1 riboswitch is annotated in these 923 nt (G+C 44.2%).

Going from position 1 to position 923, the window contains the following annotated elements:
* Positions 1 to 225: 225 nt before the first annotated feature.
* Positions 226 to 317: riboswitch (cyclic di-GMP riboswitch) on the bottom strand.
* Between the last annotated feature and the right edge of the window lie 606 nt (positions 318 to 923).

A 923-nucleotide genomic window follows, 5' to 3' on the forward strand; every position in this document is an offset into this window, starting at 1 on the left:
ACCGTTTGGCATATTCCGTCTGTGGGTTTGGCGTAAAGTCCGCCGCGCCTGCCGTGAGTGGTGCGCATAACTGCAATAGCAAGGCTATTACAAGCAATACGCTGATTCGTGTGCGTTTCATTTTTCGATCGCTCCCTTTCTTTTGTGCCCAAACAGTTAAAAAGGGCACAGTAACCGCATGGATAGTAGTCCACACGGTACTGCGCCCGTATTGTGGGGACTGGTTTAGGTAACTGGCTGTCATGCGATTGCTGGACAATCGTTTAAACCCTTTAGCTTTGCGCCGCAGAGTTTCCTCTGTTTTGCCATTTCTGCCATTCTCCTAAGAGTTTGGGTTTTTAGTTAATTAAATTATACTAAGTTGCTTGGTATCTGTCAATTATTACTTTGTCAATTTCAACAAAAATCCTTTTGTACTCAAACAAGTAATTGTTCAAAGTTGTAGACTGTTTACGTCGGAAAGGGTCTACTGTTATAGACTTCAAAAGATTTCTCTCTGCGCTCGCCGCCGCGAGAATGGTGAGGGGGTGCTGCGGCTGTGGGTAACTGCCGCAAGGGAGTTATCCATCAGCCGCAGCAGGGGGAGAGGAAAGACGCGGGCGGCGCGGATTTCGTTCCTCTCCCCCTTAACGCGCCGCTGTACATCTGTTCTGTACAGGTGCGTTTCGGAATTTATTTGTCCGAATTGTCGGGAAAACCAAAATATTTTTACGAAAAGTGGTCAATTATTTGACCACTTTTGCTTTGCCGAAACTGCTGATTTAGGACTATGCAACAAATGTTCGATTGCAAAGTGTTACGAGAACAAGAATATTGCATTTTTTGCAACTTTTCTGTGTATCAAAGTTTAATTATGAATCAAATGTGAACAATTCCTGCCCCGATTGACTTTGTTTCGTATATACGGTATGATAGAATCCCAA

The organism is Butyricicoccus sp. AM27-36, assembly GCF_003480945.1.
Taxonomy (GTDB): Bacteria; Bacillota; Clostridia; order Oscillospirales; family Butyricicoccaceae; genus Agathobaculum; species Agathobaculum butyriciproducens.